This window comes from Streptomyces sp. So13.3 (assembly GCF_005860785.2).
In the GTDB taxonomy this organism is placed as follows: domain Bacteria; phylum Actinomycetota; class Actinomycetes; order Streptomycetales; family Streptomycetaceae; genus Actinacidiphila; species Actinacidiphila fildesensis.
Window position 1 is genome coordinate 8,563,694 of the sequence record NZ_CP048835.1, and the last position, 22,084, is coordinate 8,585,777.

The 22,084-nt window shown below is 71.5% G+C and carries 22 protein-coding genes; 12 read left to right on the forward strand and 10 right to left on the reverse strand.

The window, feature by feature from the left end:
- Positions 1-13: 13 nt before the first annotated feature.
- The 3 genes from C8250_RS38175 (at position 14) to C8250_RS38185 (ending at position 5,272) form a co-directional block, all read left to right on the forward strand.
- Positions 14-3,088 (forward strand): hypothetical protein, encoded by a 3,075-nt coding sequence (locus tag C8250_RS38175; protein ID WP_187145148.1) that lies wholly within the window; start codon positions 14-16, stop codon positions 3,086-3,088.
- A gap of 22 nt (positions 3,089-3,110) precedes the next feature.
- On the forward strand, positions 3,111-4,649 hold the full coding sequence (locus tag C8250_RS38180; RefSeq protein WP_138358539.1) for a hypothetical protein: 1,539 nt from the start codon (positions 3,111-3,113) through the stop codon (positions 4,647-4,649).
- Between the two features lie 116 nt (positions 4,650-4,765).
- On the forward strand, positions 4,766-5,272 hold the full coding sequence (locus C8250_RS38185) for an O-acetyl-ADP-ribose deacetylase (protein WP_138358537.1): 507 nt from the start codon (positions 4,766-4,768) through the stop codon (positions 5,270-5,272).
- Between the two features lie 51 nt (positions 5,273-5,323).
- Here C8250_RS38185 and sigJ read toward each other — a convergent pair whose 3' ends face one another.
- Both sigJ and C8250_RS38195 read right to left on the reverse strand, forming a co-directional pair.
- The gene (sigJ, locus tag C8250_RS38190; protein ID WP_138358535.1) at positions 5,324-6,214 is read right to left on the reverse strand and encodes an RNA polymerase sigma factor SigJ; all 891 of its coding nucleotides are present in this window, start codon (positions 6,212-6,214) and stop codon (positions 5,324-5,326) included.
- Positions 6,215-6,318: 104 nt separating this feature from the next.
- A complete protein-coding gene (locus tag C8250_RS38195) occupies positions 6,319-6,792 on the reverse strand; it encodes a MarR family winged helix-turn-helix transcriptional regulator (RefSeq protein WP_138358533.1) in 474 nt (157 codons plus the stop codon).
- 84 nt (positions 6,793-6,876) lie between these two features.
- On the opposite strand from C8250_RS38195, the gene C8250_RS38200 reads away from it, so the two are divergent.
- Complete coding sequence (locus tag C8250_RS38200; protein WP_138358531.1) at positions 6,877-7,812, forward strand: zinc-binding dehydrogenase; 936 nt, start codon at positions 6,877-6,879, stop codon at positions 7,810-7,812.
- 197 nt (positions 7,813-8,009) lie between these two features.
- Here the strand turns inward: C8250_RS38200 and C8250_RS38205 are convergent, their stop codons facing one another.
- Positions 8,010-8,429, reverse strand: a complete 420-nt coding sequence (locus C8250_RS38205) for an SRPBCC family protein (RefSeq protein ID WP_138358529.1) — start codon at positions 8,427-8,429, stop codon at positions 8,010-8,012.
- Between the two features lie 101 nt (positions 8,430-8,530).
- Between C8250_RS38205 and C8250_RS38210 the strand changes: the two genes are divergently transcribed.
- The 3 genes from C8250_RS38210 to C8250_RS38220 all read left to right on the forward strand — a co-directional run bounded on the left by C8250_RS38210 (position 8,531) and on the right by C8250_RS38220 (position 10,131).
- Positions 8,531-9,124 (forward strand): GNAT family protein, encoded by a 594-nt coding sequence (locus tag C8250_RS38210; protein ID WP_138358527.1) that lies wholly within the window; start codon positions 8,531-8,533, stop codon positions 9,122-9,124.
- A gap of 160 nt (positions 9,125-9,284) precedes the next feature.
- Entirely contained in the window at positions 9,285-9,623 is a 339-nt protein-coding gene (locus C8250_RS38215) for a DUF296 domain-containing protein (protein WP_138358525.1), read from the forward strand.
- Positions 9,624-9,795: 172 nt separating this feature from the next.
- Positions 9,796-10,131 carry an Lsr2 family protein gene (locus C8250_RS38220; RefSeq protein ID WP_138358523.1) on the forward strand — a complete coding sequence of 112 codons (336 nt, stop codon included), beginning with the start codon at positions 9,796-9,798 and terminating at the stop codon, positions 10,129-10,131.
- A 196-nt stretch (positions 10,132-10,327) separates the two neighbouring features.
- Here the strand turns inward: C8250_RS38220 and C8250_RS38225 are convergent, their stop codons facing one another.
- Positions 10,328-11,545 carry a M20 family metallopeptidase gene (locus tag C8250_RS38225; protein WP_138358521.1) on the reverse strand — a complete coding sequence of 406 codons (1,218 nt, stop codon included), beginning with the start codon at positions 11,543-11,545 and terminating at the stop codon, positions 10,328-10,330.
- Positions 11,546-11,746: 201 nt separating this feature from the next.
- On the opposite strand from C8250_RS38225, the gene C8250_RS38230 reads away from it, so the two are divergent.
- Positions 11,747-12,220 carry a VOC family protein gene (locus C8250_RS38230; RefSeq protein ID WP_138358519.1) on the forward strand — a complete coding sequence of 158 codons (474 nt, stop codon included), beginning with the start codon at positions 11,747-11,749 and terminating at the stop codon, positions 12,218-12,220.
- Between the two features lie 179 nt (positions 12,221-12,399).
- Entirely contained in the window at positions 12,400-13,893 is a 1,494-nt protein-coding gene (locus C8250_RS38235) for a metallophosphoesterase (protein WP_138358517.1), read from the forward strand.
- Between the two features lie 93 nt (positions 13,894-13,986).
- On the opposite strand, the gene C8250_RS38240 is transcribed toward C8250_RS38235, so the two are convergent.
- Positions 13,987-14,823, reverse strand: a complete 837-nt coding sequence (locus tag C8250_RS38240; protein WP_138358515.1) for a DUF1932 domain-containing protein — start codon at positions 14,821-14,823, stop codon at positions 13,987-13,989.
- A 327-nt stretch (positions 14,824-15,150) separates the two neighbouring features.
- On the opposite strand from C8250_RS38240, the gene C8250_RS38245 reads away from it, so the two are divergent.
- The gene (locus C8250_RS38245; protein ID WP_244809918.1) at positions 15,151-16,314 is read left to right on the forward strand and encodes a glycoside hydrolase family 64 protein; all 1,164 of its coding nucleotides are present in this window, start codon (positions 15,151-15,153) and stop codon (positions 16,312-16,314) included.
- A gap of 114 nt (positions 16,315-16,428) precedes the next feature.
- On the opposite strand, the gene C8250_RS44580 is transcribed toward C8250_RS38245, so the two are convergent.
- On the reverse strand, positions 16,429-16,560 hold the full coding sequence (locus C8250_RS44580; protein ID WP_274599414.1) for a hypothetical protein: 132 nt from the start codon (positions 16,558-16,560) through the stop codon (positions 16,429-16,431).
- Positions 16,561-16,718: 158 nt separating this feature from the next.
- On the opposite strand from C8250_RS44580, the gene C8250_RS38250 reads away from it, so the two are divergent.
- Positions 16,719-17,336, forward strand: coding sequence for an AAA family ATPase (locus tag C8250_RS38250; RefSeq protein WP_138358513.1), 618 nt, complete (start codon positions 16,719-16,721; stop codon positions 17,334-17,336).
- 13 nt (positions 17,337-17,349) lie between these two features.
- Positions 17,350-17,580: a DUF6011 domain-containing protein gene (locus tag C8250_RS44090; protein ID WP_244809639.1), complete on the forward strand. Its 231-nt coding sequence runs from the start codon at positions 17,350-17,352 to the stop codon at positions 17,578-17,580.
- A 31-nt stretch (positions 17,581-17,611) separates the two neighbouring features.
- Here the strand turns inward: C8250_RS44090 and C8250_RS38255 are convergent, their stop codons facing one another.
- The 4 genes from C8250_RS38255 to C8250_RS38270 all read right to left on the reverse strand — a co-directional run bounded on the left by C8250_RS38255 (position 17,612) and on the right by C8250_RS38270 (position 22,076).
- On the reverse strand, positions 17,612-18,094 hold the full coding sequence (locus tag C8250_RS38255; protein WP_138358511.1) for a hypothetical protein: 483 nt from the start codon (positions 18,092-18,094) through the stop codon (positions 17,612-17,614).
- A gap of 142 nt (positions 18,095-18,236) precedes the next feature.
- Complete coding sequence (locus C8250_RS38260; RefSeq protein ID WP_138358509.1) at positions 18,237-18,893, reverse strand: hypothetical protein; 657 nt, start codon at positions 18,891-18,893, stop codon at positions 18,237-18,239.
- 259 nt (positions 18,894-19,152) lie between these two features.
- Positions 19,153-20,718 carry an FG-GAP-like repeat-containing protein gene (locus C8250_RS38265; RefSeq protein WP_138358507.1) on the reverse strand — a complete coding sequence of 522 codons (1,566 nt, stop codon included), beginning with the start codon at positions 20,716-20,718 and terminating at the stop codon, positions 19,153-19,155.
- On the reverse strand, positions 20,715-22,076 hold the full coding sequence (locus C8250_RS38270) for a glycoside hydrolase family 76 protein (RefSeq protein ID WP_138358543.1): 1,362 nt from the start codon (positions 22,074-22,076) through the stop codon (positions 20,715-20,717). The genes C8250_RS38265 and C8250_RS38270 overlap by 4 nt, the downstream gene beginning before the upstream one ends.
- Positions 22,077-22,084 lie beyond the last annotated feature (8 nt).

Genomic DNA, 22,084 nt, shown 5'->3' on the forward strand with positions numbered 1-22,084 from the left:
CGCGGAGCGTCGTATGACGCCGCGACGTCCCGCGCTGCCGCGCTGGTTCGGTGCGGCGGAGCGGCCGCAACCAGGAACCGACGGAACACCGGACGCTGCCGCCGGTGCCCCCGCCCCGGCGATCGGCCGACCCACCGCGGTCGCCCTGGCAGCCACCGGCCCGGGCACCGGCGAACCGGAAGCGTGCGCACCCGGCACACATCGGCTCGGCAGCACCGTGCTGCTGTGCGACCCCGGGGCCGCAGCCGAGCAGACCGACGCGCTGATCGCGCTGGCCGGCCGCGTCGAGCCGGTGCCCGGGCTGCCGACGGTGCTGGTCGCCGTGCCCGATACGGCGGCCGACGCCCTCTGGCCCGCGCTGGGCGCGGCACTGCGGCGGCTGACGGACGAGGGGCTGCGAGCGCGTCCGGCTCGTGATGTCGGGCGGCGGCCGGGCGGCCGGCCATGCCTCCTCGGCCCAGCAACTCGCCGACGCCTGGCGGCTCACCGTCGTGGCGCCCGACGCGCCGGCGGTCGTGACACCCGGCGGCACCCTCTTCGTCCCCGACCCCGCCTCTCCCGGCGGCGGTTGGTGGGAATGCGCCCCGGTCTCCCGCCCGCGCCGCTCGGCCGGCGGCACCCGGCCCCGGCCTGGCAGTCCGACATCGCCAGGATGGGGACCCGTGACGTCGGTGGCTGCGTCGTCGAACAGATACCCGCGGGCCTGCTTCTGCGACCCGCCGAGTCGTCCGCCGCGGCGGCGGGCGACCTGGCCTTCGCGGTGCCCGCCGACGCGGACCGCCCCACCCTGCTCGTCGGCAGCGCCCGCAGCCGCCCCGTACCCGCCGGGGATCTCGCCGAACTGCTCGCCGCGCTGCCGGCCCGGTCCCGCACCGCCCTGCGGCTGGCGCCCGCCGACCACCGGGACCTGCTCCCGGCCGCGTACGAGGTGGCGGACCTGCTGGGCGCGGACATCGAGGTGCTGACGGGACTGCCCCTCACCACGTCCACCACCAGTGCCGCACCGGAGGCAGCGGAGAGCGCGACGCGGAAGACGGCGGTCCGGCGGACGCAGGTGCTGGTCGGCGGGGTCGACGGGGCCGCGCTCTGGCGCCCCTTCGTCGAGTCGGTGTCCTGCGCCCCTGTCGGTGCGGACGGCATCCGCCCGCCGGACTCGCCGATGTCCTGGCGGAGCCCGCCCATCCGCGGGGCCCGCCCCATCGGCGACGGCACCTTCGATCTGGGCGACGGCTGGAACGTCCTCCTCACCCGCTGGGGCCTGTGGTTCGGCGCCGGGGACGGGCTTCCCACGGATCTCGGCGCCCGGCCGGTGAACCCGGAGACCGCGGTGGTCGTCGTGTCCGCGGCCGGTACCGAGTCCGCCCAGGACGCGACGTTCTGGCTGGCGCTGACCGATGTGCTGGACGCGTTGGAACCGGACTTCCGCGACCACGCCCTGCTGACGGCCGAGGGCGCCTTCACTTTCCAGGACCGGCACGCGCTGCGCCGACTGGCGTCCGGCCGGCGGTTCACCCTCGCGGCGGACCAGCCGAGGGGGCACGGTTTCCCGACCGCGCGCAACGAGGCCGCCGCCGTCACCGGGGCGGTACGGCCGGAACGCGGGACAGCGCCCGAACCACTGCCGACCTCCGCTGCCGCGCCTCCCACGGGAACGGTGGCCGAGCCGGCCGCCGCCGTGGCGGCCCGCTCGGTCACCGTTGCGACGTGCGGAGTTGCGGCCGTCGCCCAGGTCGCCTCATCCCAGGCATCGCTGAGCGCCCAGCCGGCCGCGTCGCCGTCCGCCACCGGCGGTGCAGCGACCCGGGAGGAAGTGTCGACGGCGGGCCGCACCGTCGTTCCCGCCCTGTCCGTGGGACATCGCCTGGAGAACGCCCGGAGCAAAGGACGATCCGAGCTGCCTGCATCCGTCCTGGCCTCGACGGCGGAGCCGCTCGTCGCACCGGACCGGACGGCTTCGCCGAACTCCGTGCCCCTCACGGGCGGGGAGTCGCCGGCGCGGGAGCCGGACGGGCAGGCAGCGGCGACACCCCCGGCGCCGGTACCCCTGACGACCAGCAGCGCCACCGTGCCCTCCTTCGGCGGGGCACAGGCGTCCGTGACCGAGCCCGCGGTAGCCGCGACGGGCGGTCCCGCGACCGCTGCGGCATCTGCGGCTGCCGTGGCCGCACCGGTAGTCCGGTCGGCCGCACCGGTCCCGTCGTCCCCGGCGTCGACGCCGTCCCGGGTGTCGCCACTCCCAGTGTTGCCATCCTCGACGCCGGCACTCCCGGTGAGTGCGCCTTCGTTCTCCCCTCCCGCCGCGGAGTCCGAAGCGGTGCAGGCGGAGTCCTGGCCCGTACCGGCCTGCACCGCTGCCGACCGGGCAGCCCTTCGTGACCTGGTCGGCGACCGCTGGGAGCGGCATGCGGGCGCGGTATCCCGGGCGATGGTCCGGATGCCGGCACTGCGGGCCCGTGACGAGGACGTGGCCAGGGTCGAACTGGGCGCCGCGCACCTCTTCCTGGGTTCCGGCGACGCCGATCCGTTCGGCCCGGAAGCCCTGGTGGCGGGCATGCGGCGCGCAGACGCGGGGACCGCGGCCTATTGGGCCTGTCTGACCGCCGGACTGCGACGGCTGCCGGTGTACCGCGGCCCGGTGCTGCGAGCCTGGGACCCCGGCACCGATCCGGCCGGCGGGCAGGAAACCGGCGGATCGCTCCTGGTGCGGGAACCCGTCACCGCGCTGCCCGCAGCCTCCGCCGCCCGGTACCTTCCGGCAGCGGTGGGGCGCTACGCGGTCCACACCACGACCGGTCGCCGCACCGGCGCCCTGCTGGGTGCGCCGGACAGCGGCGGCGCTCCCGAACAGATCGTCATCCTGCCGGGCACCCGGCTGCTCGTCTGCGCCGTCCACGCCGCCACCGGAGAACTCCCCGGGCGGCTGCTGCTCCATGAGACCCCGTCCGGCGCCGGCGGACGATCGCTGCCCGCCGCGACTCTCTCCCGGCTGGAGGAGGCGGCCCGCTGCGGCACCGACGTCGCGTCCTCCGCGACCGCCTGGCCGCGGCAATGCACCGGCCGACTCGGCTCGTACCTCTCCGCCTCGTAACCCTGGAAAGCAGGTCAGCACCATGAGTACCTCTACACCCCGGACGCCTGAGAACGAGTCAGGTGACGGAGGCGGACGTCCGGCGACGAGCGGGGAGTCAGGTGCCGAGCAGGCACGCCCCGCCGTGCTGCACGCCGCCGTGCTCCCCGTCGTCAGCGGTGAACCGGGCGCGGGCGCGCTGCCCGGCGCGGCGATGCCGGGTGCCGGTATACCGGCGGTGGCCGCCGCGACCGCTGCCGCGACCGCCGCTGCCGCGACCCCATCGACCTCTGCTACCCCATCGACCTCCGCGACCACAGCCGCGGTGCCGGTCGCTCCGGCCACCGTGGCCGCTGCCGTCACCGCGCCGGATCCTGCGACCGGCACCGTCCCCGCGTCCGCGTCCGCAGCGACCGGGGAGCGGGAGCCGGCCGCGGCAGCCGCGAGTGCTTCGGAAGGCGCGACCGCTGAGGCGACGGCTGCCGCGACCGCGACCGCAACGGCGGAGGGCGAGGCGGAAGGCGAGGCCGAGGCGGCCGCTGTGGCCGCGGGCGGTACGGGGAGCGGTCCGCGTGGGTTGCTGGCTTCTGTGCCGGGCCGTCCGGGCAAGCCCATGCTCGCGGCGGCCGCCGTGGTGGGTCTGCTCCTGGTCGCGGTGCCGTTCCTCGTCTCGGGCTCGGACGACGCTCCCGCCAAGAACACCGCCAAACTCGCCGACGGCAGCCCGATCGGCCCCGACAGCACGCTGCCGGGCCTGGTCCCGGGCACGCAGTCCTCCGCATCGCCCGGGACGACCGGTAATCCGGGCGGGGCGCCCACCCAGGCCACAGCCGGCGGTCCGCCGCAGGCCGGCGCACCGGCGGGTGACGCGCCCTCGGGCCAGGGCAACACCAACCGGCAGGCATTGCCGGACGGGCCGCCGCAGACGTCCGGTTCCGGCGGCTCCTCCGGCTCCGCCAGTTCCGGAGGCGCGTCCGGCGCGGCGCCGAACGGCTCCACCGGCGCCCCGCAGGGCCGGCCGAGCGGCAGCGGCACGACGGGCCCCGCCAACTCGCGTCCGGCGGCTTCCGTACCGGTCTTCAGCATGCTGATCGGTCCCGGTTGCGGAAGCGGCGGACTGACTGTGAAGGGCACGTACAAGGACGGCACCAAGGGCTGGCGGTACGGCAGTTCCGGCTGGATCGGCAACGGCTGCGACGGTGATTTCAACGCCATGCCGATGAGCGGTTCCGCGACCAAGGCCGACAGCGGCCAGTACGCGAGCTGGCTGTTCTCCACCGGCTCGGTGAAGAGCGGGACGTGCACGGTCTATGTGTACGTCCCGTCGTCGAAGGACATCACCATGGTGGGCGGCAACCCCGCCCACTACGCGGTCCGCGGATCGTCCTCCAGCGACCACCTCGGGTACTTCAAGATCGACCAGGCCGCGAATCCCGGCCGCTGGGTCAACGGGGGTACGTACAACATCGCGACGCCCCGGCTCGAAGTCTTCCTGGACAACCGGGGCGTGGACTGGGGCAGTGGCAACACGAACCGTCACATCGCCGTCGGCCAGGTCAAGGTGGACTGCAAGGGCAGGTGAACGACGTCCGGCCCGGCGGTACGGCACGAGCCGTTCCGCGGACCGGACGGGACGGCTTCCCGGCGGCGGCGGTGAAATCGCCGGCCCGGACGTCCGCGGGTCTGGGAGGATGGCTCATGATCGACATCACCTTCGCCCTCGGCGACATCACCGGACAGCACGCCGACGCGATCGTCAACGCCGCCAACTCCTCGCTGCTGGGCGGCGGGGGAGTGGACGGGGCGATCCACCGCAAGGGCGGGCCCGAGATCCTGGCGGAGTGTCGTGCGTTGCGGGCGTCCCACTACGGGAAGGGGCTGGCGACCGGCCTGGCCGTGGCGACCACCGCGGGACGGCTGCCCGCACGTTGGGTGATCCACACCGTCGGCCCGGTCTGGTCGCCGGACGAGGACCGTTCGGACCTGCTGGCGTCCTGCTACCGGGAGTCGCTGCGGGTGGCCGACGAGCTGGGAGCGCGGACGGTGGCCTTCCCGGCGATCTCCACGGGCGTGTACGGATGGCCGATGGAGGACGGGGCACGGATCGCCCTGGCGACGGTCGGGGCGGCGCAGACGGCGGTGACCGAGGCCCGGTTCGTGCTGTTCGACCAGGACGCCTACGACGTCTTCGCCGCACAGGCCTGATGCCCGCCGCCCCCTTGAGGGCGGCGGGCGGCGGGAGCGGGAGAGCCCGGCTCAGTCGCCGAGGAGTTCCCATTCCAGCTTGGCGAGCCGGTCCGGGTCGGCGAGGAGGTTGATCTCGGTGACCTTGCCGTTGGCGACGTTGAAGCCCATGACCGAGAACAGCTGCCCGTCGGGGACCGTGACGATCCCTGGTGCTCCGTTGATGAGCGCGGGCCTGGCGTACGGGGCGTAGGCCGCGAAGGTGACCGCCTGCTGAGCCACTTCCCGTGCGCCGCGGATGAGCCGGGAGACCTTGCCGGCCTCGGAGGCGGTGCCGATGTCGGCCCGCATCAGGACGTCGGGGTGGAGCACCGCCACCAGCGCGTCGAAGTCACCGCCGCGCGCCGCGGTCATGAAGGCGTCGACGACCTCGCGCTGACGGCTCAGATCCGCGTCGGGAGCCGGCGCCGCTCCCTGGACGCGGCGCCGGGCCCGGCTGGCGAGCTGCCGGGTCGCGGCGGGGGAGCGGTCCACGATCGGGGCGATGTCGTCGAACGGCACGGCGAACATGTCGTGCAGGACGAAGGCGAGCCGTTCGGCGGGCGGCAGCGTCTCCAGGACGACGAGCAGTGCGAGACCGACCGAGTCCGCCAGCAGCACCTCGTGCTCGGGGTCGAGTCCTTCCGCGCTGCTGATGACCGGGTCGGGCACATGGACGTCCAACGGGTCCTCGCGGCGCGTGGTGCGCGACCGCAGCGTGTCGAGCGACACCCGGGCGACGATGGTCGTCAGCCAGCCGCCCAGGTTCTCCACACCGTCGGTGCCGGCGCGGCTGGCCCGCAGCCACGCGTCCTGCACGGCGTCGTCCGCTTCGCTCAGCGAACCGAGCATGCGGTAGGCCACTGCGCGCAGATGGGTGCGGTGGGCCTCGAACCGCTCCGCGAGAAACTCTTCGTCGTTCATCGGTCACATTCTCCCGTCGCCCGGTGTCCTATCCATGACCCGCGAAGCCCCGTCGATGTGACCGGAGAACGGTCCCGGCGCGATCCTGGCACGGTCCCGGCGCGCTATTCGCTGCTCTCGGTGGTGTCGCAGGCGAGCTCCTCCGGCTGGATGATGCGGGTGAGCAGGGCGATGAGCTGCTCACGTTCCGCGGGGGAGAGAGCCGCGGTCAGTTCGGCGTTCGCCTCGTCCCCCAGCGCCTCCGTGCGCCGCAGGCGCCGCCGGCCGCTCACCGAGATGGCGATGGCGTTCTTGCGGCGGTCCTTGGGGTCGGGTGTACGGGTCACCAGACCGCGGCTCTGGAGTTCGTTGACGATCGCGACCATGTCCTTGGGGTCGATGCTGAGACTGCGGCCGAGCTCCGCCTGCGACACCGGCCCCAGCTCGGCGACGGCCGACAGGACCGCGTGATGCATCATCCGCAGGCCCTCGCGGGCGAGGGCCCCGGCGACCAGGTGGTGCCCCCGGGCGGCGGCACGCCCCAGGAGCCAGCTGGGCAGTTCACGGATCCGGGCGGGGGCGTACGGGTCTTCGGCCATGCCGTCAGCGTACCGAACAAATCATTGGGGCGCCCAATGACATTCTGATACCGTTGGGCTCACCAATGACCTGGAGGTGCGTTCATGCGGCGTGTCCGCTTCTACGAGTACGGCGGCCCGGAAGTGCTGCGCGTGGAGGAGGCCGAGGAGCCCACGGCCGGACCCGGTGAACTGCTCGTCCGCACGGAGGCCATCGGCGTGACGCTGCCCTCGGTACGCAAGGTCCGCGGTGAGGGCGGCGGAACGCCACTGCCGGGAATTCTGGGCGGGGAGGTCGCCGGAGAGGTGGTCGCGCTCGGGCCCGGCGTGACGGACTTCGCGGTCGGGGACCGCGTCACGTCCCTCACCTTCACCGGCTCGTACACCGAACTGGCCGTCGCGCCCGCCGTCATGGCGAGCCGGCTGCCGGACGGCGCGAGCGCGGTGCGGGCCGTCGCCCTGGTGCGCGGCGGGCAGGTCGCCCTCGCCGCCCTCGCCACCGCCCGTACCGCGCCGGCCGAGTCGGTCCTGATCACGGGAGCCGCCAGCGGGGTGGGGCACCTGGCGGTCCAACTGGCCCGGATCCAGGGCGTTCAGCGGATCGTCGCGGCCGTGAGCTCGCCCGCCAAGGCGGACTTCCTGCGCGCGCAGGGTGCGGACGAGGTCGTGCTGTACGACAGCGAGAACTGGGGCGAGCCCGTCGATGTCGTCCTGGACGGCGTCGGCGGTGATCTTCTCCCGCGGGCCGTGGCCGCTCTCGCGCCCGGCGGACGGATGGTCTTCTTCGGCTCCGGTGGTGGCACGGTCTCCGCCTTCGATCTCCTCGCGGGCGCCAAGACCATCACCGGTCTCACCATGGCGCGATTCTCGACCACCCAGCGGGAGTTGTACGACCGGCACGGCGAGCTGCTGTGGGAGCTCGCGCTGTCCGGGCGGCTGCGGCCCGCGGTGCACGCCGAGATCCCGCTGGCCGAGGTCGCGCGGGCGCACGAGATCATCGAGGCGCGGGCCAACCGCGGCAAGGTCGTTCTGATTCCTTGAGGCTCCCGGATGCGGGGCCGGCCGTGTCTGCAGCGAACGGCCGTGTGCTGCAGACGCAGGGGACGAGGCCCGGTCCCGCCGCTCCGCTGGAGCGGCGGGACGGACCGGGGCTGCGGGCCGTACCGGTGTCGCCGACCGATCGGGCCATCGGGCCGGACCCCGGCCGGGGTTGCGGAGATCCTCAAGCCGTGGCGCCATCAGCCCCGCGATGCCAGGGCGGCCAGCGACGCCAGCGTGCCGGGCCAGTCGGCGGTGATGCCCGGGCCGATCTGCGGTCCCGCCTCGTCGGAGCCGGCGCCGCTGATCTCCATCCGGTACACCACTCGGATCCGGTCCTGGCCGAGCCGTTCGATCCGGTGCATGGTCCGCAGCAACAGATCGCCGAACCGGGCCTCGTCGACGAACATCTCGTTCTCGACCGCCTCGGCGACGACGAGCAGTACCGGGTCGTCGCCGGGCGGCGTCATCGTGATCCGCGCGCCGGGTGCGAACGGGCCGCTGATCTCGATCTTCTCGATCTCGGCGTTCCAGGCGCCCCAGTTCTCGACGTCCGCCCAGAGCCGCCAGACCGCCTGGGGGGTGGCGCGGGTCTCGATGCTGCTCTCGTATTCCCACATGGTGGCCTCCTCGACTAGTTAATCTATCCATAGATTATCTGCGCGACGACTATCTGTCCAGCGGTTGGTGCCCCGCTTCTGCGGCGATCTACGATGCGCTGATGATCGAAGGAAACCTGGTGAGACTCCGCGCGTTGCACGCGGAGGACCTGGACCATCACGTCCGCTGGCGCAACGACCCGGAGGTGGTGCGCTGGGCCACCGGCGGCGATCCGCGCTTCGGCCCCGTCACCCGGGTCGCCGTGGAGCGCGGCTTCGACACGATGCTGGGCCTCGATCCCGCCGACTCACGGGTCTTCACCGTGGAGGACCTGGTCGGCGGCAGGCCGATCGGCATGGCCGACTACCGTGACCTCGACCCGTTCGCGGGGCGGGCCACGGTCGGCATCACCATCGGTGAACGGGACCGCTGGGGCCGGGGACATGGGACCGAAGCGCTGCGCCTGCTCGTGGGGCATCTCTTCGACACCTGCCGACTGCACCGGGTCGAACTCGACACCTGGAGCGGCAACGAGCGGGCCGTCCGCGCCTTCACCAAGGCCGGGTTCCGTGAGGAGGGCCGGCGAAGGGAAGCCGTGCTGGTGGCGGGGGAGTGGTACGACAACGTGCTGTTCGGGATGTTGCGCGAGGAGTGGCGGGAATCGTCCGGCGGTCCGAGCGGGCGCACGGAAAAGGATGCCGCTCCGATCGCGTGAGCCGCCGATTCTCCGGGAAGCGGCCGGGAAGAGACCCAGAGGAGGCGGGAAGAAGCCCTGAAGCGGTGCGGCCACGTCGATGGAGGAAATCCACCCGCGGCCGCGGGACGCGCCGATAGGCTCCGGGTCCGTAGCCCGCATTGCGCTGGGGAGTGATCGTATGCACGTATTCGAGGTACGCCGCGGCGAGCTGATGGAGTCGATAGCGGACCAGGCGGCGACTGCGGGCATCGCGGACGGGGCCATCGTGTCCCTGATCGGCGCGGTGGACGCTTTTACCGTCTCGACGATGTCCGGGACCGATGCCACGAAGGATCAGCGCACGTACTACACCTGTCCCGCCGAACTCGGCGGAACGGGGGAGATCCGGGACGGCGACGTTCACATTCATGCCGTTCTGGCGATAGCAGGCGATAAGGCCATCGCTGGGCATCTGCTCCATGCTCGGGTGGAAACGCACTTTGTGCGGGCCTACGTACTCCCCGCGCTTCCCGCATAGTTCGGGCGGCCGTCCGTGAACTCCCGGCGGGGCGCTATGCGGAGCCGGAGGGAGCTCCTATAGCGGCCCGGGCGCAGCACCGGATCGCTCTGTCGTGCTACCCGTCCGTACACGTGAGCGGACGGTAAGTGATTTCTATACGACCCCCCGCATTACTGCTAATCTGCGGCCTATGGCTCAGAAAATCGTAACCATTTACACCGACGACCTCACCGGCAAAGAGTCGGCGGAGGCGGCCACTCACACGTTCGCCGTTGATGGCGTTGTCTATGAAATCGACCTCGCCCCTGACAGCTTCGACTCTCTTCTCGAAGCGCTGAACCCCTTCATTGCGGCCGGACACAAGGTGGGCCGGAACAAGGGCGCGAGCGGACCGCGCAAGCTCGCCGGCGCCGGTTCCGAGGACACCGCCAAGATCCGGGCCTGGGCCAAGGAGAACGGCTATGACGTGAACGACCGCGGGCGCGTCCCCGCGGCGGTTCGCGAGGCATACGAAAAGGCGCACTGAAACCCGTACTCGTCTCGTCCTACGACGGCCCCGTCGCTCTTCCGGAGCTCCGGGGCCGTCGTCGTCCGTTGCCATGGCTGCCGTTGCCCGCGCAGCCGGAATTCCGCGTCCGCGACGACGAGTACCCGAAGTCCTTCTGTCGTCGGCGAGTTGCCGGGCCGCGGACGGTCCGCCACCCGATTCCCTCGGCAGGCTCTCAGCCTCTGACGGTCCGGCCCAGCGCCAGTTCGGCGAGGAGCGCCGCCGCGTCGCCCAGGACGCAGTCGTCGAAGGCGGCCTGCGGGGAGTGGTTGTACGCGGCGGTGGACGGGTCGCGGTCGGCCGGGCAGGCGCCGAGCATCAGATAGGCCGACGGGACGAGTTCGGCGACGACGGCGAAGTCCTCGGAGCCGGCGACCGGGCGCGGCATGTCGAGGTAGCGGCCCGCTCCCAGGAGTTGGCGGGCCGTCTCGGCCGCGAAGGCCATCTCCTCGGGGTCGTTGACGGTGACCGGGTAGCCCTCGGTGACGACCGCCTCCACCGTCAGCCCGTGTGCCCGGCCGATTCCCTGGACGACCAGGGGCGCCTCCTCCAGCACGCGGGCCCGCGCCTCGGGCGAGAAGGAGCGGATGGTGGTGCCGAAGACCGCCTCGTCCGGGATGACGTTCTCGGCGGTGCCGGCGTGGAAGCTGCCGACGCTGACCACGACCGGATCGAACGCGTCGAAACGGCGGGTCACCATGGTCTGCAGTGCGGTGACGGCCGCGCAGGCGGCCGGGATCGGATCCAGGGCGAGATGGGGACTGGAGCCGTGCCCGCCGCGTCCGTGCATCGTCACAGTGAGGGTGTCGGCCGCAGCCATGATCGGTCCGGGGCGGGTGGCGACCCAGCCGTTGGGCAGCTGCGAGGCGGCGACATGCAGGGCGTACGCGGCGACGGGCCTGCTCCCCGCTGCCTCCAGCACACCTTCCTCGATCATCAGCCGGGCGCCGCCCAGGCCCTCCTCGCCGGGCTGGAACATGAACACCACCGTCCCGGCCAGCTCGTCGCGCCGCTCGCAGAGCAGCCGTACGGCGCCGACCAGCGCCGCGGTGTGCAGGTCGTGGCCGCAGGCGTGCATCACCCCGGCCACGGCGGAGGCGTACGGCACGTCGTTGGACTCCTGCACCGGCAGCGCGTCCATGTCCCCGCGCAGTAGCACCACAGGTCCCGGCAGCGCGCCACGCAGCACGGCGGTGACGGAAGAGAGCTGCTTGCCGAGGGTGATCTCCAGCGGCAGCCCCTCCAGCGCGGCCAGCACCCTGGCCTGCGTCAACGGCAGGTCCAGTCCGATCTCCGGCTCCCGGTGCAGCGCCCGGCGCAGTGCCACCAGCTCGGCCTGGAGCGCGGCGGCGGACCGGCGAAGGCCGGCATGACGGTGTGCTGCATCAGTCATGGCATCTCCTGACGAGGTCGTTCTCCCATCCTCGCCGCTATCGGGCGTCTTGGCAGGGAAGGTCGAGGACCGGCCCGTCGGGGCGGGCCCTGCCCCGCCACCCGGGCTCCCACATTTTCTTCCTGAGTAGCGATGACTTTCGACCGGTGCGACGGTCAATACAGGAGCAGGGCAGAACACCGACGAAGCGAGGAGAGTCCCATGCCGCGGATCACCCCCAACCTCTGGTTCGACACCGAGGGCAAGGAGGCCGCCGAGTTCTATGTCTCCGTGTTCCCGAATTCGGAGATCACGAGCATCACGCACTACAACGACGCCGGTCCGCGGCCGGCGGGAACGGTGCTGACGGTCGCCTTCGTGCTCGACGGCCAGGAGTACATCGCGATCAACGGCGGTCCGGAGTTCACCTTCACCGAGGCGGTCTCGCTGATGATCAACTGCGCCGACCAGAAGGAGATCGACCACTACTGGAGCAAGCTCTCCGAAGGCGGCGAGGAGGGCCCGTGCGGCTGGCTGAAGGACCAGTACGGGCTGTCCTGGCAGGTCGTCCCCGCCGGAATGGACGAGCTGCTGAACGACGCGGACCCCGGCCGCGCCCAGCGGGCGATGTCGGCCGTCCTCGGGATGAAGAAGCTCGATGTGGCCGCCATCTACGCCGCCGCGGACGAGGCGTAGCCGCGAACGGTGACAACTGCGGGAGCCGCGGCGCGGGCCCGGACGGACGTTGTCCGGACGCGGCCCGCGCCGCCGCTCCGACCGCCTGCGGCTCCCCGCCACTCCCTGCGGTTCCTCGCGACGAACCGGGAACGGGCTCCAAATCGGTTCGCCGGACGGGGGGTTGCTAGGGTGCGCCGGTGTCAGTTTCTTCGCGCGATTCAGCGGCCGGTGCCGGATGGCACGGCCAGGAGCCCGGCCAGTTCGAGAGCCTGATGCCGGAGCGGGTCAAAAAGCTCTCCTGGCTGAACCCGGCGACCCTGTGGAGCGCCCGCAACGGACCGCTCGCCTCCCTCTTCGGTGACCCGACCAACGAGGAACGACAACGCTGGGTGGCCGGGCAGCTAGACCGCGGGGTCCCGGCGGACTTCGTCATCGAGCGGGACGACCCGGAAACGTACTCCTTCATGCTCATCGCGGACACCGGCGAGGGCGACGCGCCCCAGTACGCCGTGGTTCCCGGACTGCTGGAGGCGGGCGAGGGCTCCCGGTTCGCGGTGCTGTCGAGTGACGTGATCTACCCCGTCGGCAGCGCCGACGACTACGGGCCCAAGTTCTTCCGGCCCTACCGGGACTACAACGCGCCGATCTACGCGATACCCGGCAACCACGACTGGTACGACGGTCTGACGGGATTCATGCGGGTCTTCTGCGAGGCACTGGCGCTGCCCGCGGCCGCCCGCCCGAAGGTCCTGTCGGCCGGCTGGTGGCGGACGCTGCTGTGGAAGAGCCCGGCGGCCGCCGACGAGCAGCGGCTGGCGGAGGCGCGCTCGCTGCGGTCGGCCCCCGCGCAACAGTCCGAGCAGCCCGGACCGTACTGGGCCATCGATTCGGGGCCGCTGCGCATCATCGGCATCGACACCGGGCTGCTGGGCGGGATCGACAAGGAGCAGGGGGAGTGGCTGCGCCGCGTCTCCCAGGGCCCCAGGCCCAAGATCCTCGTGACCGGTTCACCGATATACGTGGACGACAAGTACCATCCGTGCGCCATCGAGGGCGGCGGCACCGTCGATGAGATAGTCCGCGACGCGGACTGCCACTATGTGGCGGCCATCGGCGGTGACATCCACAACTACCAGCACTATCCGGTGGATGTGGACGGCCGCACCATCGAGTACGTCGTCTCCGGAGGCGGCGGAGCGTTCATGCACGCCACCCACATCATTCCGCGGGTGACGGTGGCCGGAGTCACCGAGCAGGATTTCCGCTGCTATCCGCTGCGCGGGGACTCACTGGCCTTCTACGGCGGGCTCTACGGTCGGCGGTTGCGGATGAAACGATTCTTCGCACTCACCTCCGAGCAGGCGTCGGCGGTCATCGCCAAAAGGCTCGGCATTCCCCCGACGCGCACGACGACGGCTGCGGTGACCCTGCGGACCCGGCTGGTCGCCTCCCTTCTCGGGGTGCCCTCCCGTCCGCACGGCAGGTCCTGGTTCCGGCTCCCGGTCCGCAAGATCTACACACAGGTGCTCTCACCGGGTTCGGTGACGTACACCCCGCCGTTCTTCAAGAGCTTCCTGCGCCTGGACGTCACCCCGCAGGACCTGCGGATCCGGTGCTTCGCGGCGACCGGCTACCGCGAGCAGGAAGTCGCCCCGCCGGTCGAGGACGACTTCACGATCCCACTCGGCTGAGCGGGGCCACCGGCGGGCAGTTGGCGGGGCGGACGGTGGCGCGGTGTTTCCGCCGGTTGCCGCCACCTCCGCTCCACGGCGCTGCGACGACGGTCAGGCGCGGCGAAGCCGCCGCAGGGCCTCCTCGGCGCTGAGGGAGTCGTCGTCCTTGCTGTCGTTCCAGCGGGCGAGGGTGCTGGCGGCTGCCCGCAGCAGGTCGTCCGGCAGGCTGGCGGCGGCCGCCAGGTCGGCAGCCTCCTCCAGTTCGGGTCCCCAACGCCAGGCCCGGGCGGCCGTACCCGCGATGCGACCCGGTTCGGCGAGTGGGGAGCCGGTGAGGCGCGACGTGAGGGCGATGAGCTCCTGCCCGACGCCGTGCTCCTGTGCCATCCCGAGCGACAACGCGGCCATCACCTCGGACGTCTTCCGAAGGCCCGCATAGGCGAGTTTGAGTGCGGAGGCCTGGCCGACCTCGGCTCCGAGCACCTTCGTCGTCACGTCCGTTCCGGCGAAGAGCTTCTCCACGACGGCCGCCGCGGGCGCGAGCCCTGAGAGGTAGAGCGTCGGCGCCTCACGGCCGGACGGGGGAGTCCCGGTCACCGCGCCGTCGAGGACCAGCGCCTCCGGCAGCAGGCCCACGATCCGCTCCATGCGCTCCGGCGAGATGGCGTTGGCCTCCACGTACAGGCCCTCGAACCCGTGCGTGCCGGCCTCCCGCGCCACGTCCTCGGCCGCGGCCGGCGGGCACAGGCTGATGACGATGTCCGCCCGTTCCAGCAACTCGGCCGCCGTCGGGACGGGTTCCAGCCCGAACCGGGTGGCGCGGGCCACGGTCCGCTCACTGCGCCCGGCTCGGCACCACAGCACGGTCGCCGCGTGGGTCGCGGCCTGGGCGGCGACGGCCGCACCCATGCTGCCCGGGTGGAGGATCCCGACGATCGGCTTGGCCACGGGTGAGGCTCCTTCATAGGTGTTCGGCAGGGCGTCGATCGCGTCGACGACCGTGTCGACGGTACGGGCCCGGGCGGGCTGTTCGTCAAACCGGGATCTTCCTCATGGGGCTTGTCGGAGTTGGAGCAGTTTCTGTCTGGACCATTGACAGGGCACTGCTGCGCTCGCATTCTGAGAGCGCTCTCAGCCCGGGTGGTCCGGACCACCCGGCCAGGAGCCGGCCCCCGGGCGGCCGTACCGGCCCCGACCCCCCACCTCCCCCCACGTGGTGTGCAAGAGCAAGGAGCAAGCGTGTTCGCCAAAAAATGGAAGCTGTTGGTGTCGCTGATATCGGCGGCGGTCATCGGCACAGGTCTCGCCACCATCGGGCCCATCGCGCCCGCCGGAGCCGCGATACCCGCGACGATTCCGCTCACCTTTACGAACAACTCCGGCCGCGGCGAGCAGATCTACATCTACAACCTCGGGACGCAGCTCTCGACGGGCCGGCAGGGCTGGGCCGACGCGAACGGTACGTTCCACGCCTGGCCCGGCGGTGCCAATCCCCCCGCCCCGGCGCCGGACGCCGCGATCACGGGACCTGCCAACGGCAAGTCCATGACGCTCCGGATGCCGAAGTTCTCCGGACGGGTCTACTTCTCCTACGGCCAGAAGCTCGTCTTCAAACTGGCCCTCGGCGGGCTGGTGCAGCCCGCCGTGCAGAATCCCAGCGACCCGAACCACAACATTCTCTTCAACTGGTCCGAATACACGCTCAACGACTCCGGGCTGTGGATCAACAGCACCCAGGTCGACATGTTCTCGGCGCCCTACGCCGTAGGCGTCAAGCTTCCCAACGGTTCGACCAAGTCCACCGGCCACCTCAAGCCGGGCGGATACAACGGCTTCTACAGCGCGTTGCGCGGTCAACCGGGCGGCTGGGCCCATCTGATCCAGACCCGCGCCGACGGCACCGTGCTGCGCGCGCTCGCGCCCGGCCACGGCATCGAATCCGGCGCGCTGCCGGCCACCGTGATGAACGATTACATCAACCGGGTGTGGAGCAAGTACACGAGCTCCACGCTGACCGTGACGCCGTTCGCCGACCAGCCGAACACCAAGTACTTCGGCAAGGTCTCCGGCAACGTCATGAACTTCACCAACAGCTCAGGCGCGGTGGTCACCACCTTCCAGAAGCCCGACGCCGACAGCATCTTCGGCTGCTACAAGCTGCTGGACGCGCCGAACGACCTGGTGCGCGGCCCGATCTCCCGCACCCTGTGCGCGGCGTACAACCGCTCGACGCTGCTCGTCAACGCGAACCAGCCCGACACGAGCTCAGCGAGCTTCTACCAGGACGCGGTGACCAACCACTTCGCCCGGAAGATCCACGCGCAGATGGTCGACGGCAAGGCGTACGCCTTCGCCTTCGACGACGTCGGCAACCACGAGTCGCTGGTGAACGACTCGAACCCGCAGCAGGCGTACATCACTCTGGACCCGTTCAACTAGGCGCGGTCCTGAGTCCTGTCGTCGCAGTAACGCCGCCCGCCCGGAAGCCCCCGGGCGGGCGGCGGCGCGTGGCCGCCGTGGCTGTCGCGGCTGTCGTCGGGTCGTCCGCCGGCGTCAGGCGGCCGGTGAGTGCGTTCGCTGCCGGTGGACGTACACATAGACGAGGTCGAAGTAGAGCTCGACCCAGGAGACCCTCTTCGCCGGAAGGCCGGTGTCCGCGCCTACGATCCCGCTGTCACTGGGCATGGGCCCGATAGTAGTGATCAGCGATCACCCCACCGGGCCGCCCGGACGGCCCCAAGAGCTGTCGCAGGCATCCATGGGGGACGCCGCTGTCCTTCTGGGGGCGCCGACCGGCATCATGATCGGACGTCAGCAGCGCGCGGAGCGGGGGAGACAACACGATGGCGGCTCCACCACAGGCCGGGCCCGACGGGACCGCCGACCCGGCCGGAGCGTCGAGGACGCCCGGCGGCCTGATCATCTTCTTGAACGGCACGTCGAGTTCGGGGAAGTCGAGCATCGCCAAGGAACTGCTGGCCATCCTTGACGAAACCTATTTCCACATGCCGGTGGATGCCTTCCACGCGATGCGATCACGACGGGACCTCGGACCGGACCAGCTGCCGACCATGCTCGAACGCACCTGGATGGGGTACCACCGTGCGGTCGCCGGCATGGCGGCTGCCGGGAACAACGTCGTGGTGGACCATGTCCTGAGCGCCCGGTGGCGGCTGCTCGACTGTCTCGACCTGTTCGCTCCCGAGGACGTCGTCCTGGTCGGGGTGCACTGCCCCGTGCAGGAACTGGAACGCCGTGAGCAGGAGCGGGGCGACCGCCCGCCGGGTCTTGCCGCAGGCCAGCTCGCCCAGGTCCACGCCCATGGGATCTACGACGTCGAGTGCGACACCAGCGCGGCCGGTCCGCTCGACTGCGCCCGGCGGATCAGGGATTTCCTGCCGCGGCGGCCCACCCCCACCGCCTTCGAGCAGTTGCGACGGGTGGTCCGGGGTGCGAGCTGATAGACCTGGGGCCATGCTTCACGAACCGGACTCCGACCCCGCGACCTTGCCCGGCTTCGCCACCCCCGACGAGCCGGTCGGCGGGCGTCCGCGGGTGCTGTGTCGGCTCTGTGGGCGGCCGTTGAACGATCGGGAATCGCGGTTGTGGGGGCTGGGGGAGGGGTGCCGGAACAAGCTTGATACCCGTAGTGCGCCCCGGCCGGGGGTCAATGATGTCGAGCAGGAGCAGCTGCCCGGGACCTGACTCCGGGCCCGGGGGCGGGGAGGCGGCCGGGTCAGGCGGAGGGCGGGTCTGTCAGGTCGGAGATGCGGGAGCCGTCGAGAGGGGCCCGGTACCAGACCTCGGTGGGGGAGCCGGAGCCCCAGTACTCGGTCACGACCACCGTCGCGTGGCCCGCGCCGCTGCCCTCGTACCGCACGGACCTGTCGGCCGGAACGTTCTGTGCTCGGAAGACCGGGTCGGCCACGTTCGTCTCGGCCCAGGCATCGAGCTTGTGGTTCAGCGCGGGGGTGAGGAACTCGTTGCGGACCTCGCGCGGGTTCATGGCCGGGTTGGTGCCTTCGACGGCGGCCCGGTACTGGTCGTAGAAGGCTGTGACCCGCTTGACGGCGTTCGACTCCTGACGAACGGCCGCCACGGTGGCGGGCGCCGCCCCGTCGGCGGCCTGCGCCGGAAGGACCAGCAGGCCACAACTCGCCACCAGAGCCGCGGTACAGGCGCCGATCACGGCACCGCGCAGCTTCGAGCGGTAGGTCATACGTGTCTCCTCGACGACAGGGCCTGGCGGCCGCGAACCGATCCGTTACGGACGGTGACCAGCTAACCACTCACGGACGACACCGCCCAGAGCGCCTGGGGGAAGGTGTCGTCCGCGAGCTGTGCCGTCGGAGGGTGCTGTGTCAGTGCCTACCCGTGTCGGCGCGGCGGCGCAGGACGAACAGACCGCCGGCGCCGACGAGGAGGAACGCGCTGGCGAGCGCCGCGATCGTCGTGCTGTCGCCGCCACCACCGGTCGTCGCGAGGACCGTTGCGCTGGAGGAGTCCGAAGGGGACGGCGTGGCGGGACGCGTGGTGGACGGCGTCGCGGAGACGGGTGTGGCCTTCGTCGGGGTCGACGACGGCTTCGCCGGCGTGGTCGTCGGCTTCGTGGGGACCGTGCAGGCGGTGTCGGGGGATGTGGGGAGAACGTCCAGGTTCTGCGCGACGAGGTTTCCGGCCGTCACCTGGACGTACCACTGATATCCGGGAGCCCACTCCACGAGGATCTTCCTGGTGACCCCGGCCGCGGTCGGGTGCGCGATGTGCACGGTGCCGAACACCGGTCCCGCCATGCCGGACGCCATGCGGAGCACCACGGAGATGTCGGCCGGAGTACCCGAAGGGTCCTTGTCTGTGACCGTGATCGCAGCCATCGGCGTACCGGTGCTCGTGTCGCACGCCGCTACGGCGTTCGCACTGAAGTCACCGATGCTGCAGGCGACGGCGGGACCGGTGGCGAGCAGAAGCGCGCCCGCCCCGGCTGCGGTGGCGGCGACCAGCCCGCGCTTGGATATCACAGATTCCTCCACACAGTTCATGACGGCGGGCGCGCCAAAGGCAACGGTGTCCGCACGGTGCCCCGCGCCATCGCGTGAACTTCGAGACCGTCAGAAACCGGTCTCGGGCACGCGGGCTTTGGGGGCGTCACTCATCGTCAACGCCTGCGCGGCTCCTGTCAACTTGGTGATCGCAAAGGCGAATGCAAAGGAACCGCAAAGGCAAAACCCAAGGCAAACAATGATGCAAGCACCGTGTCAGAAGGCCGTTTTGGGCGGGTCAGCCGATGGGGATTCCCGCGAAGACACGCCCGCGGTCGGTCCACCCGCCGTGACCGTCGCCGCCGTTCCAGCTGTACACACCTGCGGCGTTGGTGCCCGCCTCGGTGAGGACGTAGTCCGCGTTTCCGTCACCGGTGAAGTCGGCGAAGGAGACCAGTGCGGCGTTGCTGGTCACGCCCGACGCGATCCCGCCGAGCGACAACCAGCTGCCGTGGCCGTCACCGCCCCGGTTGAGGTACGTCTGGACGGCACCGCTCGCGGCGATCGCGCTGTAGTCGGCGCGGCCGTCCGCGTCGAAGTCCGCGAACCGGACTTTGGTGGCGTCGGTGGTGACGCCGGTCGCGATCTGGCCGAGCGAGGACCAGCCGCCGTGGCCGTCGCCTCCGCGGTTGAGGTAGACGGTGACCGAGCCGTTGGTGTTGATGAGGACGTAGTCCGTTCTGCCGTCTCCGTCGAAGTCCGCGAACCGGACCCTGGAGGCGTCGGTGGTGACGCCGGTGGCGATCTGGCCGAGTGAGGACCAGCCGCCGTGGCCGTCGCCTCCGCGGTTGAGGTAGACGGTGACCGAGCCGTTGGCGTTGATGAGGACGTAGTCGGCGCGGCCGTCTCCGTCGAAGTCCGCGAACCGGACCCTGGCGGGATCGGTGGTGAGACCGGCGGCGACCCGGCCCAGGTCGGACCAGCCGCCGTGCCCGTCGCCACCGCGGTTGAGGTGCACGGAGACCGCGCCGCTGCTCGCGACGGCCAGGTAGTCCGCCTTGCGGTCACCGTCGAAGTCGGCCCAGCGGACCTTGCCCGTACCGCCCGCCTCGGTCCCCGCGCCCAACGGAGCTCCGCCCACCGCCCAGCCATCGGTGAAGGCCCGGTCCAGCGCCCCGTAGAACGGCTGGGCCATGCGCCGGTAACCGGCGTCGTTGGGGTGCAGACGGTCGACCCGCTCCGCGGCGGTCAGCGCGGGCGGCTCGACGTAGCGGAACTCCTTGCCGGCCTGCTGCTCCGCGCCCGCCAGGGCCCGCAGCCGCGCGTTGTACACGCCGGTCTGCGTCTCCAGGCCGGGAGTGGTCGGGATCAGACCCATGGTGAGGACGGTGATGCCGGGCCGGTCGGCGAAGATGCGGTCGACCAGTGCGGTGAGCCGGTCCGGGGCATGGGCGATGTCGATGCCGCGGTCCAGGTCGTTGATGCCGATGTGGAGCAGCACGACATCCGGCCGCGTCCCCGCCAGCCAGCCGTCGACACCGCTGCGGATCTGGTCGATGGTGTAGCCGCTGTGCCCTTCGTTGGAGAAGTCCGGCAGGGTTCCTGAGGCCTGGGAGCCCACGAGCCGCACGGAGTAGCGGGACTGGCCGGCCACCAGGTTCCACAGCGGCAGCCGGTACGACGAGCTCGTGGCGCTGCCGACGCCCCAGGTGATCGAGTCGCCCAGCGGCATCACCCGGAGGACGGGCGGCGGGGCGGGCTGCGCGGCGTGCGCTGCGGAAGGCAGCAGCGCCAGCGCCACGGCTGCGCCGAGGGTGACGGTGAGGGCGCCGCCGATCCGCCGCGTCCTGGTGCGCGGGCTCATGACGCCGCGTTCATCAGGTCGAGCGCGCTCTGCTGCCGGGCCGCGTCCGCCGCGTCCGGTGGGCCCGACCAGCGCAGGCCGTACTGGTCCAGCGGGTTGCGGTCGGCCGCGTACGCGCGATCCGCCTGCCGGTGCAGGTAGGCGGTGAACGGATGGTCGGGCAGGGCCGCGTCGAGCCGGGCCAGGCCGCGCACGTGAGCGCCCTTGAAGGACGGGCCGTCGGCGCCGCACCCGCCCGTCTCGCAGGGGTCCCGGAGAATGCCGTCGGCGGTGTTGAGGACCGTGGACGTCGTCGCCGCGACCGCGATCCGGCGGGCCGCGGCCAGGACCGCCGCGTCGTTCGTCGCGCGGTGCAGTTCGGTGAGGCCGGCCAGGAGCGTCCCCTGGTTGTAGGACCAGACGGTGCTGCCGTTGTTCCTGCACGTGGACATGCTGATCCCGTCGTTGACGAGGTGCGAGGAGTTGACCAGGCCGGTCCGCTGGAACCAGGACCAGCCGGCCTGGGCCCGCTGCAGATAGCCGGTGTCGCCCGGAATCCGGTTGTGCAGCGCGGAGTTGAGCTGGATGTACAGGGAGTTGGGAATGGCGTTCTTGGTGGTCCGCGAGGTGTTCCACCAGACCCCGCCGCCGCAGGTGGTGTCCCAGTACGCGGCCATGTGGTCGGCGTCCGCGCGGGCGGTGCTCAGGTACCGGCTGTCGCCGGTGAGGTCGTAGGCCGCCACCCACGCCAGCCCCCACCAGCCGGAGTCGTCGAGATAACCGTTGCGGAACTGGCCGCCCTGGGCGTTGATGTTCAGGTCGTAGGTGCGCGCGACGGCGTACGTGTAGCTCGCCATGCCCGTTACACGGATGTTGTCGATGACCGCGGTCAGGGCGTTCGCCGAGTTCCACCAGCCCGTCGTGTCGAACAGTCCGGTGCCGTAGTCGTAGAACTGCATCTGCGCGGTGGCCGCCGCGGTCCGCCGTTCGCCCGCGTTCCAGGTGGAGCGCGCCCAGGCGGTGCAGGCGAAGTCCGCCCGGTCGCCGGCCTTGCCGCAGGCGCGCAGGGCGCCGACGCCGTGGGCGTTCCAGTCGTCCACGTTGTACATCGGCGTCCGCCGGCCGCGCAGGCCCGCGGGCACGGTGCCGTCCCCGAGCCGGCTGCCCGAGCTCCAGGTACGGCCGCCGTCGAAGGACCGGTCGAGCCAGACCTCATCGCCGGCGTTGCCGTTGTCGATCGACGCCCAGCCCATCGCGTCCTGGTCGTCGAAGTGCAGGGCGATGACACGGGAGAAGACGCCCGCGGTCACGGGCGCGCGGTCCTGCGGGGAGAGGGCGGGATCGCGGCCGTCGCAGTACCTGTTGCAGACGGGCGCCATGACGGCCT

Coding starts and splice junctions, on each gene's coding strand:
- C8250_RS38195 (WP_138358533.1), bottom strand. CDS start 6,792: ATGGCCGAAGACCCGTACGCCCCCGCCCGGATCCGTGAACTGCCCAGC.
- C8250_RS38255 (WP_138358511.1), bottom strand. CDS start 18,094: ATGACCTACCGCTCGAAGCTGCGCGGTGCCGTGATCGGCGCCTGTACC.
- C8250_RS38200 (WP_138358531.1), top strand. CDS start 6,877: ATGCGGCGTGTCCGCTTCTACGAGTACGGCGGCCCGGAAGTGCTGCGC.
- C8250_RS44580 (WP_274599414.1), bottom strand. CDS start 16,560: ATGCCCAGTGACAGCGGGATCGTAGGCGCGGACACCGGCCTTCCGGCG.
- C8250_RS38250 (WP_138358513.1), top strand. CDS start 16,719: ATGGCGGCTCCACCACAGGCCGGGCCCGACGGGACCGCCGACCCGGCC.
- C8250_RS38210 (WP_138358527.1), top strand. CDS start 8,531: ATGATCGAAGGAAACCTGGTGAGACTCCGCGCGTTGCACGCGGAGGAC.
- C8250_RS38180 (WP_138358539.1), top strand. CDS start 3,111: ATGAGTACCTCTACACCCCGGACGCCTGAGAACGAGTCAGGTGACGGA.
- sigJ (WP_138358535.1), bottom strand. CDS start 6,214: ATGAACGACGAAGAGTTTCTCGCGGAGCGGTTCGAGGCCCACCGCACC.
- C8250_RS38225 (WP_138358521.1), bottom strand. CDS start 11,545: ATGACTGATGCAGCACACCGTCATGCCGGCCTTCGCCGGTCCGCCGCC.
- C8250_RS38270 (WP_138358543.1), bottom strand. CDS start 22,076: ATGGCGCCCGTCTGCAACAGGTACTGCGACGGCCGCGATCCCGCCCTC.
- C8250_RS38205 (WP_138358529.1), bottom strand. CDS start 8,429: ATGTGGGAATACGAGAGCAGCATCGAGACCCGCGCCACCCCCCAGGCG.
- C8250_RS38215 (WP_138358525.1), top strand. CDS start 9,285: ATGCACGTATTCGAGGTACGCCGCGGCGAGCTGATGGAGTCGATAGCG.
- C8250_RS38220 (WP_138358523.1), top strand. CDS start 9,796: ATGGCTCAGAAAATCGTAACCATTTACACCGACGACCTCACCGGCAAA.
- C8250_RS44090 (WP_244809639.1), top strand. CDS start 17,350: ATGCTTCACGAACCGGACTCCGACCCCGCGACCTTGCCCGGCTTCGCC.
- C8250_RS38265 (WP_138358507.1), bottom strand. CDS start 20,718: ATGAGCCCGCGCACCAGGACGCGGCGGATCGGCGGCGCCCTCACCGTC.
- C8250_RS38175 (WP_187145148.1), top strand. CDS start 14: ATGACGCCGCGACGTCCCGCGCTGCCGCGCTGGTTCGGTGCGGCGGAG.
- C8250_RS38230 (WP_138358519.1), top strand. CDS start 11,747: ATGCCGCGGATCACCCCCAACCTCTGGTTCGACACCGAGGGCAAGGAG.
- C8250_RS38185 (WP_138358537.1), top strand. CDS start 4,766: ATGATCGACATCACCTTCGCCCTCGGCGACATCACCGGACAGCACGCC.